The following is an 11,987-nucleotide window of genomic DNA, read 5'->3' as shown; positions in this document are numbered from 1 at the left end:
GTCGCCATTGCTCTCGACCGATACCGTATCATTCACTCCTCGCTGGGCGAAGGCGGGGTGGCAATCAATTCCCTTAATCCCGGTGACCCTGATTTTCGCCCCGACCTGATCAATATCTTTCTTGAGGATCGGAGGGTGATAATATAGAATCGAATTTCTTTCCCGTCGATCTGACGCTGAAACGGCCTTTTCGGATTTCCGCCGGCTCCGCCGAAACCAAGCGGAACTATATTCTGGCGATAGGGGGGAAGTCTTTTGGAGAGGCGGCCGGTTCCGTTTACTATGGCCCGAGCGAAGAGGTCATTGTGGCCGAGCTGAAATCGGCCATCGGCCTTATCAATTCTCTAAACGGAATATCTCTTTCGGAGATTGGGGCGGTTAGTGAGCTAAAAATACACCCGGTCTGCCGGGCGGCTCTCACTGCGGCCATGCTCAATAATCTGTCGGCATCTCTGAAACAATATCCCTGGGAACTGCTTGGCGTAAGCGAACCCGAAAAAGTCAGAACATCATTTACCGTCAGTATTGACCGTCCCGAAAAAATGGCCGCGGAGATAAGGGAATCACGATGTCCGATTATCAAGATCAAAATGGGCTTCGCCGAGGATGAAGAGCTGATCCCCCTCCTGAAAAACATGCCGGCCAGAACTTATCGTATCGATGCCAATGGCGGGTGGACACTCGAAAAAGCGGAGCGGATGCTCTCTCTTCTTGACCGACTGGGGGTTGAAATCGTGGAGCAGCCGACCGGGCCGGAACATATCCGGGAATGGAGACACCTCAGAGGGAAAGCAAAAACAGAGATCTATATCGATGAGGGCCTGAATAATATTAATGACTATTTCACTCACGCCGATTATGTCGACGGGATAAATATAAAAATGGCCAAATGCGGCGGGGCTCTTGAGGCGAAACGAATGGCTCTGCAGGCGCGCAATGATGGAATCAGGGTGATGCTGGGTTGTATGGTCGAATCATCGATAGGAATTGCTCCGGCGGTCTATCTTTCTTCGCTGGCCGATTACTGTGACCTCGACGGCCCCCTGCTGCTGGAAAAAGATATTGCCACCGGTCTCGACTATGAAAATGGGATTATTTCAGTTGCCGAGAACATCATCGGCGGCCCCAGGCTGAAAAGTGAGTTTCGAAATGAAGAATCTAAGTAGCATATATTGGGTGATTCTATTTCTTGTCGCCTCATTTTCTGCATTATCTGCGGCAGATCTTCAAATCAATGTCGTTTATCCCCTGAAGAATGCCTATATCACAGCCGTCGACTCGACCTTTATCCTGGGCTCGGTTACTCCCGGAGCTGAATTGAAAATCAATGGGGTCGACGTCCCGGTTCATAAAGCGGGTGGGTTCATTGCCTTCCTTCCGATCGAACCGGGACCATTTGATTTTAATCTGACCGCGACCTCCGGGAAAGAAATCACGAGACTTACCTGGGCGGTTAATGTGCCGCGGCCGGAGAAAGCCCCCGGCTATGACAGCCTTTATATTATCGATGAATTTGATTCCACCCGTAATCTGTTGCTCGGCTCCGGTGACAGGCTGGTGGTCGGTTTTCGCGGTACTCCGGGATGTTTGGCTTATTTTGCCATTCCCGGTTTGTCCGACTCCATACCTATGGCGGAATTGCCGCCCGGGGTGCAACCATACCGGGGAGAATCATTATTTGAGCAGGGGCGGATTCCGGAGTCGCTTCATGCGCGGGGATACTATGAAGGCTTTCTGAATATTGGATTTGAGAAACGGCCGGATTCCACACGCCTGATCTATCATCTGGTTGCTCCTGATATGAAGAAAGTCTTGAAACGGATTCTTGACCACCCGGCGGAAATGATTGATTTCAATTTTCTGTCTCTTCTGAAGCTTAACGGTGCCGCCAAAATCGATAGCTCCCCCTATTATATCCGGGTCAATCCGAACGGCTGGCCTCGTCAGGTGGAGTTTATCGATTCGGTGCAGATTATCCGGGTCGGTCCCCGCTTGGGGTATCTGACCATTTTTCAGCCCAAGGAGGTGACGGCGCAAGCGGTCGGCGGAGAAGGAGAATGGCTCAAACTAAAATTATCTCAAACCCAATATGGCTGGGTCAATCGAAATTCCGTCAAAATGCTGGAGCCGGGATTGCCGCCGGCCATTTCCAATCTCCGAACCATTCGGACGTTCGCCGCACCTGATCATCTCCTGGTGGAAATGCCCCTTTCCGCAAAACATCCTTTTCGTATCGAGGAAGAGGATTCACGAACCATTCTTCTTACCCTGTACGGGGTCTATTCCAATACCGACTGGATCCGTTATGATTTCAAGGATAAGGATCTGGAGATTGCAACCTGGTCTCAGGTGGAGCCGGAACTATATCAATTGCGTCTTCGATTTAAGAAACCAATCTGGGGATATGATGGATATTACGAGGGACACAAGTTCAAGTTGATAATTAATAAATCACCACAACTGACTGTAGGGCTTAAAGATAAAGTTATAGTTATTGACCCTGGACATTCCGCTGATCCGGGTGCAATCGGCCCCACCGGTCTCAGGGAAAGCGAGGCAAATCTGAAAATTGCCATTTCCTTGAAAAATGAACTGGAAAAAAAAGGCGCCAGAGTGGTTCTAACTCGAAGCGATATGAGCAATCTGCCTCTCAACGAGCGTCCGGTCATTGCGGCCGCCAATAAGGCGGACATGTCTGTCTCTATTCATAACAATGCGCTGCCCGATGGGATTAATCCCTTTGTCAATAACGGTGTTTCCACATACTATTATCATCCGCATTCGATCGAGTTGGCCCGGGCGATTCAGAAAGAACTCCCGGGAGAAACCGGGCTCAATGATTATGGTCTCTATTACGGCAATCTGGCGGTGAATCGACCCACCGGGTATCCGGCGGTTCTGGTGGAATGTGCCTTCATAATTCTTCCGGAACAGGAGGCTCTTTTAAAAACCGAAGAATTCCGCCTTCGCGTCGCAAGAGCGATTCGAAACGGGATTGAAAACTTTTTGAGGGAAAATGAGCGGTAATAGTGAAGGTTCCAAGCAAAATCTTTTCTGGCTGATCTATCTGGCTCTGATCATTTCGGGCGTACTCCTTATGGCCGATGCTATCCATTGGCATGCCTTGACACGCCTGACTGTGAGGCTGGGCGTGGCCCTGATATTCACGGCCATTGCTCTCTTCGCCGGAAAGGACAAACCGATCGGGATTATTTCCATCGGCATCGTCTGGCTGGCGGTTGTAATCACTCTGTTTAGTTGACCTGCCGGTCTTATGATTATTCAGAATCCCAACCGAGTCATGCTCGATTATGGCCGAAAAGGGATAGAACTATTCCTTGACCGGAATATTGCCGGTTGGACTGTCATAGAACCGGAGGAAAGCACCCCCCTGCTCAATTTCAATTCCGCCTTTCACAATTCGGTTGCCCGGCCAATCGACAAACCTCCCCTGAATGAAGTTATCTCGCCTGATGATAGAGTAGTTATTGTGACTTCCGATGGCACCCGTCCCGTTCCGAATCAACTGCTGATTCCGGCCATTATTGAGTGCTGCCATCTCAAAATGTCTCAGGTGACCGTGCTGGTCGGCTGCGGGACGCATCGCCCGCATACCGTTGAGGAACTGCAAGCACTTCTCGGACAGGAAATATTGCAGGGTTGCCGGGTGATTAATCATCAGGCTGGTGACCCCGAAAATTTGCTTTTGATGGGGACAACCCCATCAGGCATCCCGGTTACTCTGAACAAAGAATATATCAATGCCGATAAAAGGATCGTCATCGGTTTCATCGAACCGCACCTTTTTGCCGGCTATTCCGGCGGTCCCAAGGGAATCTGTCCGGCCATCTGCGGCCTGGAAACCATCCTGGCCTTCCACTCCTTTGATATCATTGCCAATCCCGCCTCTGATTACGGCATTCTGGAGGGGAATCCCCAGCAGCAGGCGGCGCGTGAGGTGGCCTCATTTGCACCGCCCGAATTTATGGTCAATGTGACCCTGAATTCTTCGAAGCAGATTACCGGAATATATTCCGGCGATTATATTGAGGCGCACCGCCGCGGAGCGGCTGCCGTGGCATCGGTCGCGCATATAAGTCTCAGGCAAACATTCCCGGTTGTAATCACCACCAACTCGGGATTTCCACTCGATCAGAATCTGTACCAGACAGTCAAAGGTATCTCAACCGCGGCCAGAATCGTGGAAAAGGGCGGAGCCATAGTGGTTGTATCGGAGTGCTCCTGCGGTATTCCGTCGGGAAGTCGGTTCGCATCTATTTTGAGTGCCGGCCAATCGTCGGACGAGCTTCTCCGTTTCCTCTCAGAATCCCGCGAGCGGGTTCTCGATAGCTGGCAGGTTCAAAAATTGGCGCAGATTCTCGATAAGGCAGAGGTACATCTATACTCATCGTTGAGCTGTGAGGAAACGGCGCAATGCCGGATGCGGAACATTGATGATCTACAAAAAGAGCTGCCCTCGATAATCTCCCGGTACAGATCCCGTCCTGCCGCGGCCGTTCTGCCGCGCGGGCCGCTTTCAATACCGACCGTGGATTAGAATTTGTTTTTTTCCATGAAAGGCAGGGTAAAGGCACAGGCGGCACTCCCGGTAACTATTCTTCGGGCCATTTTTGGCGGATCAACTCCGGAAGCAATAAGAACAATTCATAATGGATATTTTTTTGCAGAAGAACGCAAGGCTGTGAAATTTGTCACATACTTAGCAAACGGATTTATGTTTTTTCTTTATCAGATTTCCTCTGTTGGATTCAAGAATGATGGAATTGCAATAAACGGTCCCGATTTGGTGTGATATGAGATAAAACATTAAGAAACAACCATATGTATAATAATAACAAGTGGTTATGTTTTGCCATCTCTTATATTAATCCCACCCGCAAATCCCGGATGATTTCCCGCAAAAACTAATATTGTGATAATAGTATTCCAGAAAAGACCAATAAAATAGTCTGCAAAATTATTGACTTTTATGGCAAAATATGGTATTTCTTGACCAGCATGAAAAATCGTCTTGGAAATATATAAAGGAATTTGTGACAACTTCGCGGCCTGCTTTTACGGCCGCAATCACAACTCAGGAGGTTATTATTAATGAATAGCAAGCCCTTTAATCCTTTTGTCATGGCTCAGACGCAATTCGATAAGGCGGCCGATTTCCTTGATTTGGATGCGGCCACGCGCGATTTGCTTCGCAATCCCATGCGCGAATATCATTTCGGTATCCCGGTTCACATGGATGACGGGACGATGAAGATATTTCGTGGTTTCCGGGTTCAGCATAATGATGCGCGCGGACCGGGCAAAGGCGGCATACGTTTTCACCCGCATGAGACCATTGACACCGTTCGGGCGCTCTCCATGTGGATGACCTGGAAATGCGCCGTAGTCGATATTCCGCTCGGCGGCAGCAAAGGTGGCGTGATCTGTGATCCGCATAATCTCAGCGCCCGTGAGCAGGAGCAGATTTGCCGTGGCTTCATCCGTCAGCTTTCCCGTGATATCGGCCCGCTCATCGATGTTCCCGCGCCCGATGTCATGACCAGCACCCAGCATATGCTCTGGATGCTGGATGAATTCGAGACGATCCATCGCGGTCATCAGCCCGGTCTTATTACCGGCAAGCCGGTCGGTATGGGTGGCTCCCTTGGCCGCACCGAGGCGACCGGTTATGGTGTAATTTATACTGTCCGGGAGGCGCTGAAGGAGCTGAGCCTTCGCCCGGACGATACTACTGCCGGCGTTCAGGGATTTGGCAATGTGGCTCAGTACGCCATCCGTCTGTATCAGGAAATGGGCGGCAAAGTAATCTGTGTTGCCTGTTGGGACCAGACTGATCAGACCTCTTATTCCTTCCGGAAAATGTCCGGCGTTGATGTAGATGCACTCCTGAAGATCACCGACCGTTTTGGCGGAATCGACAAGAAAAAAGCCAAAGAGCTTGGTTATGAGGTGCTTCCGGGCGAAGCCTGGATTGAGCAGGAGGTGGATATCCTGATCCCGGCCGCGCTGGAAAACCAGATTACCGGCGACAATGCCGGCAAAATCAGCCGCAAAGTGAGGATGATTGCCGAGGGGGCCAACGGCCCGACTACTCCGGAAGCCGACAAGATAATTGCGGAACGGAATATTTTTATGATTCCCGATTTTCTGGCCAATGCCGGCGGTGTGACCTGCAGCTATTTTGAGCAGGTTCAGAGCAATATGAACTACTACTGGGAGAAGGAAGAGGTTTTGCAGAAACTGGATAGTAAGATGACCTCGGCCTTCCTCGCCGTGAGCGAATTGGCCCGCAAGCGCAAAGTCTATATGCGCGATGCCGCATATTTTATCGCGGTCAATCGGGTCGCTCAAGCCTGTAAAGACCGCGGCTGGGTCTAAATTCCGGCATTCGAAATATGAGGCCCGCGGCCAGAGTTCGCCATTCTCAAGCGAGCCATTTTCTTGAACCCGGTTCTACCGCCTCCCGGCTGGTGGAACCGGGATTTTTTATTGGCATTTTTCGTTGCTCCGAGACTGGCAATTGATTACTTTCCATGACAGATGCCGCATGCTTTGGCCCGGGACTTGGCCGGTAATTTTAGCCCGGTCGGCGCCCGAAATGGAAGAGGTGTAACGGTCTATGAATCAGCCCGGAAAAGAAAGAAATAGATTAATCAGTTCTCTGCAGGAAAGAGCCAAAGAACTTAAGTGTCTCTATGCGGTCGAGGAACTCCTCAATCATCCCGATGTCGCCCTGGATGATGTTCTCGGGGGAGTCGTGCAGGTTATTCCGCCGGCTATGCAATATCCGCAGCACTGCGCTGTGAAGATTGTTTTCGAGGATTCAACATACCAGTCGCCCAATTATGTCGATACGTCATGGGTCATAAATGCCAATGTAATCGTGCAGGACAAGGTTGTCGGGAAGCTGAGCGTTGCATATATCGAAAAACTCCCCGACTCCGACTGCGGGCCTTTTCTCCGAGAGGAAGCAACTCTCATCAATGCCGTCGCCGATCGCCTGGGGCATTTTATAATGTATTATCGGATGCGGAATATCTTTCAGTCCGGCAGGGGAGAAGCCCCCGGTGCCGGCTATGACCATAAGGAGGAATGGCGGGTGGCGCTGGACCTTCTCCGCCAGACCGACCGCAATCTCTTTCTGAGCATCTCCCATAAAATGCTCAATTATCTCTGCTGGACCGGCATTGATGAGGCCAAGAAGCTGCTTCTGTACTATAGTCCCGATCAGAGAAACGAGGAAGATGAACTTATGGGCGATACCAACCGCCCTTATCAGAAAAAAACGCTGGCTCATTCCAGCGATTTCTTAAGCGACGAAACTTTCAAGATTGCCGCCGACCATCTCAGCAATGATGAAATTCTCTCCGTCATCCAGAAATGGATTCAGGAAAACCAGGTCAGTTTTCTGGTGCGGACGGTCAATCGCAACTCCCCTCTTTCGGAGGTTTCCGATGCCATTCGCCGGTACTATCGGATGCCGTCCGGTGAAGTTGATACCGCCTCTGCCTCGCATAAGGGAGTCAGGGTTTCTCTCATCCGCCGGTTTTTCTCGGATCAGTTGGATTTCATTAATATCGCCAAGAATTATATCGATGTCGCCGATTTTAATGAGCTGATTCAGACCATAATATTCACTACCGAAAGTCAGGGGAAACTGGGCGGCAAAACAGCCGGATTGTTCCTGGCCAGCCAGATTCTTAAGAAGCTCGGAAAGAACTCGGAGTTTCTGGCCAATCTGAAAACTCCCAGGACCTGGTACATCACCTCCGATGTTCTGCTCTATTTTGTACAGTACAACAATCTTGAGGAGGTCGTCGAACAGAAGTACAAAGAGATAAATCAGGTGCGGCTGGAATACCCGCATATAATGCAGACTTTCAAGAATGCCCACTTTCCGCCCGATATTATCAAGGGGCTGTCGGTGGCGCTGGATGACTTCAAAGATAAACCGCTGATCGTACGAAGTTCCAGCCTTCTTGAGGACCGCATGGGCTCGGCTTTCTCCGGTAAATACAAGAGCCTGTTTTTGGCCAATCAGGGAAGCAAACAGAAACGGCTCGAGGCTCTCATGGATGCCATCGCCGAGGTTTATGCTTCGGTTTTCGGCCCCGACCCGATTGAGTACCGCGCCGAGCGAGGATTGCTCGATTTCAACGAGGAAATGGGGATCATGATTCAGGAGGTCGTGGGAACCCGCATCGGGCGATATTATATGCCTGTCTTCGGCGGCGTTGCCTTCAGCAAGAATGAATTCCGCTGGTCGGCCCGGATCAAACGTGAGGACGGGCTTATTCGCTTTGTCCCCGGCCTGGGTACCAGAGCGGTTGACCGTCTGAGTGATGACTATCCTCTGCTGGTTGCACCGGGACAGCCCGGTTTGCGGGTCAATGTTACGGCCGATGAGATAACTCGATATTCGCCCAAAAAAATCGATGTCATCAACCTTGAAACCAATACGTTTGAAACGATCCAGATTGCCGACCTGATGCTGGAATACGGCGACCAGATCCCAAATATCAAACAGATTGTCTCCATATGCGATGACGACCATTTCCATCAGCCGGTCGGGACAAATATCGATTTCTCCGACAAAAATCTGGTCGTCACCTTTGAAGGAATGATTTCCCGAACGCCTTTCATAGTCCAGGTGCATAACATTCTCAAGATTCTCGAGGAGAAATTGAAAACGCCCGTCGATATCGAATTTGCCTCGGATGGCAAGGATTTCTATCTCCTCCAATGCCGCCCGCAGAGTTATTCCGATGCCGGCGGGCCGGCCCCGATTCCCAAAGAAATTCCGGAGGAACGAATTCTCTTTTCCGCCAATCGATATGTGTCCAATGGCCGGGTTCCCGATATCACCCATGTTGTCTATGTCGATCCCCAGCAATACGGCGAGCTCGGCGAGCGCTCGGACTTACTGGCGGTCGGCCGCTGTGTCAGCCGTTTGAACGAAATCCTCCCCAAGCGGCAGTTCATTTTGATGGGGCCGGGCCGGTGGGGTAGCCGAGGCGACATCAAGATGGGTGTCAGTGTCACTTATTCCGATATCAACAACACCGCCGTTTTGATTGAAATCGCCCGCAAGAAAGGGAACTATCTGCCCGATCTCTCCTTCGGCACGCATTTCTTCCAGGATCTCGTCGAGGCCAGTATTCGGTACCTGCCGCTATATCCTGACGATCCCGGCATTGTCTTCAACGAACGTTTTTTGCGGGAGTCTCCCAATATCCTCGCCGAGGTTCTTCCGGAATTTGCCTATCTGGGCGAGGCCATCCGCCTCATTGATATCCCCCGCAGTACTAATGGCCAGATTCTTAGGGTACTGATGAACGCCGATCTGGATGAAGCGGTGGGCATCCTGACACAGCCCAGTTCCCAGGTCGAGTCGGCGAAAGGGAAGACCGATTACGGCGAATTGCCCGCCGGGGAGTCGTGGCGCTGGCGGCTTCAGGCGGCCGGCCATATGGCTTCACAACTGAATCCGGAGCACTTTGGAGTGAAAGGATTCTATATTTTCGGCAGCACCAAGAACGGCACCGCCGGACCGGGCAGTGATATCGACATATTAATCCATTTTGACGGCACTCCGCAGCAGCGGGCGCTGCTTAATGCCTGGCTTGAGGGATGGAGCCTCTGTCTCGATGAGATAAATTACTTGCGCACCGGCTACCGAGTCGGCGGGCTGCTTGATATTCAGATCGTCACCGATGATGATATCGCGGCCAAGAACAGCTATGCCGCCAAGATCGGCGCTGTTACCGATGCCGCCCGCCCGCTTCCGATGGGAAAGGCCAAAGCTTAGTAGAATGCCGATTTTCGGGCGACCGCGACAAAATCCTCTTGCGTCGAATTTGTTATTATATTAGGATATGATGGAATTTATCTTGCCGGAGTGGTGGAATTGGTAGACACCAGGGACGTAAAAAGCTATTCGGAGGATTCGGCTTCTGATTGACTTCCATCATATTCCAACGGCCGACAAATAGATGGATTGAATTGGTTCGAGTATCACATTGGATGTTTTTATATTGACTTGGACTGAAAATGGTCCCAAATTGGTCACACAGTGGCTGCCACTACTCTCTTGTTCCATGGCGAATTTGCGCGATTGTATACGATCGACTATTGTGATATAAGTGGTCTTCGTTCATAAGGTGGATAGAGACTTGATGAAAATGGCTGGTCATTCGGGGAACAACATTTTTCGGATCTTTGCATTCTTTATAATGCTGGTGGGATTCTGCCTTGCTTATTTGATGCTCTTTGGAGATCGGATCCTTTATACCAAAACATATAGTAATCTAAGTGCCGCGCTACCGGTGGGGTCTGACCTTTGGCTTCTCTGCGTAATGGCGATGGCCGTAATACTCCTCTCTACCCATGCATTGGCTCCTCGTACTATCTCTGGTGCGCTGGGTGCCATGGCATCGTCGCATCGACTGCGCGTGCTCACGAGACTTGTCGGTGTTTTCCTTGCCTTAGCAGGGCTCACAACCGTTGTCCTTGCTCTCACCGCAAGAAGCCCTAAGCTGATTAGCGCACTTGCCACTACGCAGATTCTCTTGATCGTGATCTTCACTTCAGCGTTTGGTTTACTGGCGCTGGCATTCACTGTACTGCCGAGGACATTCGTTCAAGTTGGAAAGTTAAAGGCGCTGCATTGGCGAGTGGTGTCGGGAATCATGGCTCTGGCATTTATCTCCTTGAGCATGATGGGAACCGAGGCGATGCTTGCTCCTCGAGAATCGAACCAAAATATTATCGAATATGAAGTACCCCCGAATCCCACTCACAGCATATCCGCGATTATCGCAAATGAACCGCGAAGTCTGAAACCTGATCGGGCTACAAGGCTTGAGCTTCTGTTCCGGTTGACCAAGTACAATCCCAGTGAGACAGCCAAGCGGTATCCAATATCGCTTGACTCCACGCACAGCTACGCGATCTCCCCCGTGTTTCGAGCTGTGGGATTAGAGGTTTCTGGTCCCCCGCCGGAATTGCTGCAACCGCACAAGTGCGCAGTTGACGAACTAGTTCGCTGGGACTGGATTGTTTCAGCTCCGAATGAAACAGGAGGTACTATACAGACAATCTCGATTGACCTTCTTCTACATGATTTGACAACGGGTGAACTAGCTTTTTCTTCCCCGGTTGCTTCTCTGAACTTGTGCGTCCAAACGCCTCTCGGACTCCCGGCGTGGTTAATATCCCCCGGTGTAACAGTGGGGACTCTTCTGAGTGGCCTGCTCGCACTTCTGTGGCCGGTGGTCAGTAGTAGAATAGTCCTGGCTCGGGAACACAACGGACGTAAGTCGAAGATCATCACGCGTGGCGAAAATGTTGATTAGAGTAACGTGAACTGGATCTGTCGGGAAAGCAATCCGTACCGAGGCGGCAAGAGCAAGTCGCTTTTGATTTCGCCGTGTGGCCCACCTACTCGCGGGTTGGGTCGATGTGGTCTGGTGGTCCACCATTCATAGTGGGATAAATACATGCAGGCGGTTAGTCACAAACCGCACAGAAAGATGTTTTGGCTAAAACGCAGTTCCTTGTAATTCTGGCCTGATAAAAGGAGTAACCGATGAATGCATTTATGTTTGTGATTGGTCTCTTAGGCGCAGTGCTCTGTGGGCTCAAGATTCGAAGTGCGTGGAAGGGCAAGTCAGGTGTCCCGGTTGGGACGCTGATCGGTGGTAGTCTACTCGGGGATGTAGGGGCGAGTGTGGGTAGTAAAATCGCCGGCGATGACAAAAAAGAAGGAACGAAGCCAAATATCGGCGGCGTGATTTTCTGGTCGCTCTTCACTATGGTGTGGGTTGCCGTGATGATAGGTGGTTTATTCGCCAAGTAAAATGCTCATGTCGTCCAACAAGCGGGCGGGCGACCGCCCGGACGTTCGCCTGAGGCACAGGGGACCACTGATAAGGCCGGGTGGCCCACCATTCATGGTCGGATAAATA

The 11,987-nt window shown here is 50.9% G+C and carries 10 protein-coding genes; 9 read left to right on the top strand and 1 reads right to left on the bottom strand.

Annotated elements, in window-relative coordinates; all coding sequences use genetic code 11:
• The first annotated feature begins 305 nt into the window (after window positions 1-305).
• The 5 genes from NT002_13975 to NT002_13955 are packed head-to-tail and all read left to right on the top strand — an operon-like array spanning window position 306 to window position 4,813.
• Window positions 306-1,166, top strand: a complete 861-nt coding sequence (locus tag NT002_13975; GenBank protein MCX6830369.1) for a hypothetical protein — start codon at window positions 306-308, stop codon at window positions 1,164-1,166.
• Window positions 1,150-3,027, top strand: coding sequence for an N-acetylmuramoyl-L-alanine amidase (locus tag NT002_13970; GenBank protein ID MCX6830368.1), 1,878 nt, complete (start codon window positions 1,150-1,152; stop codon window positions 3,025-3,027). The genes NT002_13975 and NT002_13970 overlap by 17 nt, the downstream gene beginning before the upstream one ends.
• Window positions 3,017-3,262: a hypothetical protein gene (locus NT002_13965; protein ID MCX6830367.1), complete on the top strand. Its 246-nt coding sequence runs from the start codon at window positions 3,017-3,019 to the stop codon at window positions 3,260-3,262. The genes NT002_13970 and NT002_13965 overlap by 11 nt, the downstream gene beginning before the upstream one ends.
• 12 nt (window positions 3,263-3,274) lie before the next feature.
• Entirely contained in the window at window positions 3,275-4,558 is a 1,284-nt protein-coding gene (gene larA, locus NT002_13960; protein ID MCX6830366.1) for a nickel-dependent lactate racemase, read from the top strand.
• A gap of 3 nt (window positions 4,559-4,561) precedes the next feature.
• A complete protein-coding gene (locus tag NT002_13955) occupies window positions 4,562-4,813 on the top strand; it encodes a hypothetical protein (protein ID MCX6830365.1) in 252 nt (83 codons plus the stop codon).
• Window positions 4,814-4,863: 50 nt separating this feature from the next.
• Here the strand turns inward: NT002_13955 and NT002_13950 are convergent, their stop codons facing one another.
• Window positions 4,864-5,061: a hypothetical protein gene (locus NT002_13950; GenBank protein MCX6830364.1), complete on the bottom strand. Its 198-nt coding sequence runs from the start codon at window positions 5,059-5,061 to the stop codon at window positions 4,864-4,866.
• Window positions 5,062-5,112: 51 nt separating this feature from the next.
• Here NT002_13950 and NT002_13945 point away from each other — a divergent pair, with 51 nt between their 5' ends.
• The 4 genes from NT002_13945 to NT002_13930 all read left to right on the top strand — a co-directional run bounded on the left by NT002_13945 (window position 5,113) and on the right by NT002_13930 (window position 11,878).
• Window positions 5,113-6,399, top strand: coding sequence for a Glu/Leu/Phe/Val dehydrogenase (locus tag NT002_13945; GenBank protein ID MCX6830363.1), 1,287 nt, complete (start codon window positions 5,113-5,115; stop codon window positions 6,397-6,399).
• A 241-nt stretch (window positions 6,400-6,640) separates the two neighbouring features.
• The gene (locus tag NT002_13940) at window positions 6,641-9,829 is read left to right on the top strand and encodes a nucleotidyltransferase domain-containing protein (protein MCX6830362.1); all 3,189 of its coding nucleotides are present in this window, start codon (window positions 6,641-6,643) and stop codon (window positions 9,827-9,829) included.
• A gap of 367 nt (window positions 9,830-10,196) precedes the next feature.
• Window positions 10,197-11,375 (top strand): hypothetical protein, encoded by a 1,179-nt coding sequence (locus NT002_13935; protein MCX6830361.1) that lies wholly within the window; start codon window positions 10,197-10,199, stop codon window positions 11,373-11,375.
• 233 nt (window positions 11,376-11,608) lie between these two features.
• Window positions 11,609-11,878: a hypothetical protein gene (locus NT002_13930; GenBank protein ID MCX6830360.1), complete on the top strand. Its 270-nt coding sequence runs from the start codon at window positions 11,609-11,611 to the stop codon at window positions 11,876-11,878.
• Window positions 11,879-11,987: the final 109 nt, after the last annotated feature.

This window comes from Candidatus Zixiibacteriota bacterium, from assembly GCA_026397505.1.
GTDB lineage: Bacteria > Zixibacteria > MSB-5A5 > GN15 > PGXB01 > JAPLUR01.
The sequence above is the reverse complement of the archived record's forward strand: the minus strand, read 5'-3'. Positions and strand labels throughout refer to the sequence as shown.